General features: G+C 60.5%; 3 protein-coding genes. 1 reads left to right on the top strand and 2 read right to left on the bottom strand.

The genetic code is table 11. The annotated features are described in order from the left end of the window. Window positions 1-184 precede the first annotated feature (184 nt). On the top strand, window positions 185-394 hold the full coding sequence (locus EJA71_RS12370; protein WP_122592715.1) for a DUF2788 domain-containing protein: 210 nt from the start codon (window positions 185-187) through the stop codon (window positions 392-394). On the opposite strand, the gene EJA71_RS12365 is transcribed toward EJA71_RS12370, so the two are convergent. After that, a complete protein-coding gene (locus tag EJA71_RS12365) occupies window positions 389-1,024 on the bottom strand; it encodes a pseudouridine synthase (protein ID WP_158957173.1) in 636 nt (211 codons plus the stop codon). The two genes, EJA71_RS12370 and EJA71_RS12365, sit on opposite strands and share 6 nt — an antisense overlap. Before the next feature lie 72 nt (window positions 1,025-1,096). Beyond that, window positions 1,097-2,596 (bottom strand): AMP nucleosidase, encoded by a 1,500-nt coding sequence (amn, locus tag EJA71_RS12360; RefSeq protein ID WP_178113686.1) that lies wholly within the window; start codon window positions 2,594-2,596, stop codon window positions 1,097-1,099. Between the last annotated feature and the right edge of the window lie 140 nt (window positions 2,597-2,736).

Below are 2,736 nucleotides of genomic sequence, written 5' to 3'. Positions count from 1 at the left end.
AGGCTGCGATCTTTTGATCTTGCTCTAAAAAGATCAAAAGATCGCAGCCTTCGGCAGCTCCTACATTGGGATGAGGGGTGCAGACCAATAACCGCGGCACCCCGACGCAGGTCAATGCCCCGCCCTCAGCCCTTGGCGTATACTCGCCGCGCCCTTTTAGCCGCGCCCATGCCGGAGAAACCCAATGGATCCAGCCGTATTTGAAGAGTGGATGATGACCGGTCTGGTCAGCATCCTGATCATTTTCATGGGTTTCATCGTCTGGGATCTGGCGAAGAAGTCCAAGGCTGGGCGCTTTGGCTCGTTCATTCTGTTCTTCGTGCTGGGCCTGGGCGTGGCCGCGTTCATCATCAAGAGTGTGGTGATCGCCCTGATCGAGTCCGGCACTTTATAAGCGCGCCGGCACTTCTTTCCAATGGCCTTGATCGAGCCCGTCGATCGTCCAGTCTCCGATCCTGACCCGCACCAGCCGCAACGTCGGCAGCCCGACCGCTGCGGTCATCCGCCGCACCTGACGGTTGCGCCCTTCGCGAATCGCCAGTTCCAGCCATGAAGTCGGTATGGTCGCGCGAAAGCGCACCGGCGGATTGCGCGGCCACAACTCAGGCTCTTCCAATTGCCGCGCTTCGGCGGGCAAGGTCATGCCGTCATTCAGCTCGACACCGTCACGCAGCCGCTGCAACTGTTCGGCCGTCGGCACGCCTTCAACCTGCACCCAATAAGTCTTTGCCAGTTTGTGTTTCGGATCGGCGATGCGTGCCTGCAACTGGCCGTCGTTGGTCAACAGCAACAAGCCTTCGCTGTCACGATCCAGACGTCCGGCCGGATAAATGCCGGGCACATCGATGAAATCCTTGAGCGTCGCCCGCCCTTCGCCGTCGCTGAATTGCGTCAGCACATCGAACGGTTTGTTGAACAGAATCAGCTTCGGCTCGGCCGGGGGTGCCTTGGCAACACGGCGCGGCGAAGAGGACTGAGGCTTCGCGCCTGGGCGGCGGGAAGGTGGACGCGGGGGACGGGACATGGCGAAAAGAACATCTAACGGTCGGGGCTGACAATGCTAGTGCCCCGACCGCCAAATGACCACGACTAACCGTTAACGGAACGGCGGTTCGTCGAAGCTGCGCAGTTTGCGCGAGTGCAGCGAGTTGAGTTCGGTGCGTAGCAGATCCACCGCTTCGATGCCGATCTTCAAGTGCTGGCTGACCGCACGCTCATAAAAAGCGTTGGCCGAACCCGGCAGCTTGATTTCACTGTGCAGCGGTTTGTCGGAAACGCAGAGCAACGTGCCGTACGGCACACGCAGACGATAACCCTGCGCGGCAATCGTGCCGCTTTCCATGTCCACCGCGACGGCGCGGGACAGGTTGATCAGTGGCCGCTCCTGGGCCCAACGCAATTCCCAGTTACGGTCGTCGTAGGTCAGCACGGTGCCGGTGCGCAGGCGTTTTTTCAGATCATCGCCCTTCTCGCCAGTGACATTCGCCGCGGCCTGTTGCAGCGCCAGTTGCACTTCGGCCAGTGCCGGAATCGGAATGTTCGGCGGCACCACGCGATCGAGAATGCCGTCGCGACGCATGTAAGCGTGCGCCAACACATAGTCGCCAATGGTCTGCGACTGACGCAGGCCACCACAGTGACCGATCATCAGCCAGCAATGCGGACGCAGCACTGCCAAGTGATCAGTGATGTTCTTGGCGTTGGACGGGCCGACGCCGATGTTCACCAGCGTGACACCATGGCCATCGTTGCCGATCAGGTGATACGCCGGCATCTGATAACGGTGCCAAACCACACCGGCAGCAATCGCCGACGCTTCGCCGTGGTCCATGCCCTTCTCGATGATCACATTGCCCGGCAAGACCATGCGCACGAAACGCGGATCGCTGCGCAACTGCTCCAGACCATGGACGATGAACTGGTCGACGTAGCGGTGATAGTTGGTCAGCAGAATCCACGGCTGCACATGGCGCCAGTCGCTGCCGGTGTAGTGCACCAGACGACGCAGCGAGAAATCCACGCGCGCGGCGTCGAACAACGCCAGCGGCAGCGGATCGGTGTTTTCCCAGTCGTAGAGACCGTCGGCGATGCCATCGGTGGCGGCGGACAGGTCGGTACTCGGGAACACCCGCGCCAGCACGGCAGCGGTGACGCCGGAGCCGGCCAGTTCATCGCCCTGCTCGACCACGTACGGATACGGAATGTTCTGCTGACTGACGCCGACTTCCACGGTCACGGTGAAGTCATGCATCAACGGCACAAGCTGTTCGAGCAGGTATTTGCGGAACGCCGCCGGGTGGGTGACGGTGACGCTGTAAGTGCCCGGCAGTTGCACCTTGGCGTAAGCGCGGGTGGTCTGCGGGACTTCGCCCTGGCAGTGATAGGTCAGACGCAGTTCGGGATAACGAAACAGAGCACGCTGCGCAGCGTCGGGTTCGACGCGATCCTTGAGGTAACGCTTGAGCGCCGAGTTCAGCGCAGTGGTGGCCCGCTCATGCAGCTCGGCCAGACGATCCACGGCTTGTTCGGCGGTTTGAACGACAATAAACGCTTCGGTCACGATCAGCTTCCTGTGTTCTGACTTGCAGAGCTTCATCTTGCCTGCATCGTGGCGCGACGGGAACAGTGGCATGTTGGCAACCGCACAATATATGGGTCACCCCAACCCCTGTAGGAGCTGCCGAAGGCTGCGATCTTTTGATCTTATAAACAGCAAGATCAAAAGATCGCAGCCTT

This window comes from Pseudomonas sp. PB106, from assembly GCF_009764645.1.
GTDB lineage: Bacteria > Pseudomonadota > Gammaproteobacteria > Pseudomonadales > Pseudomonadaceae > Aquipseudomonas.
The sequence above is the reverse complement of the archived record's forward strand: the minus strand, read 5'-3'. Positions and strand labels throughout refer to the sequence as shown.

Coding starts and splice junctions, on each gene's coding strand:
- EJA71_RS12365 (WP_158957173.1), bottom strand. CDS start 1,024: ATGTCCCGTCCCCCGCGTCCACCTTCCCGCCGCCCAGGCGCGAAGCCT.
- EJA71_RS12370 (WP_122592715.1), top strand. CDS start 185: ATGGATCCAGCCGTATTTGAAGAGTGGATGATGACCGGTCTGGTCAGC.
- amn (WP_178113686.1), bottom strand. CDS start 2,596: ATGAAGCTCTGCAAGTCAGAACACAGGAAGCTGATCGTGACCGAAGCG.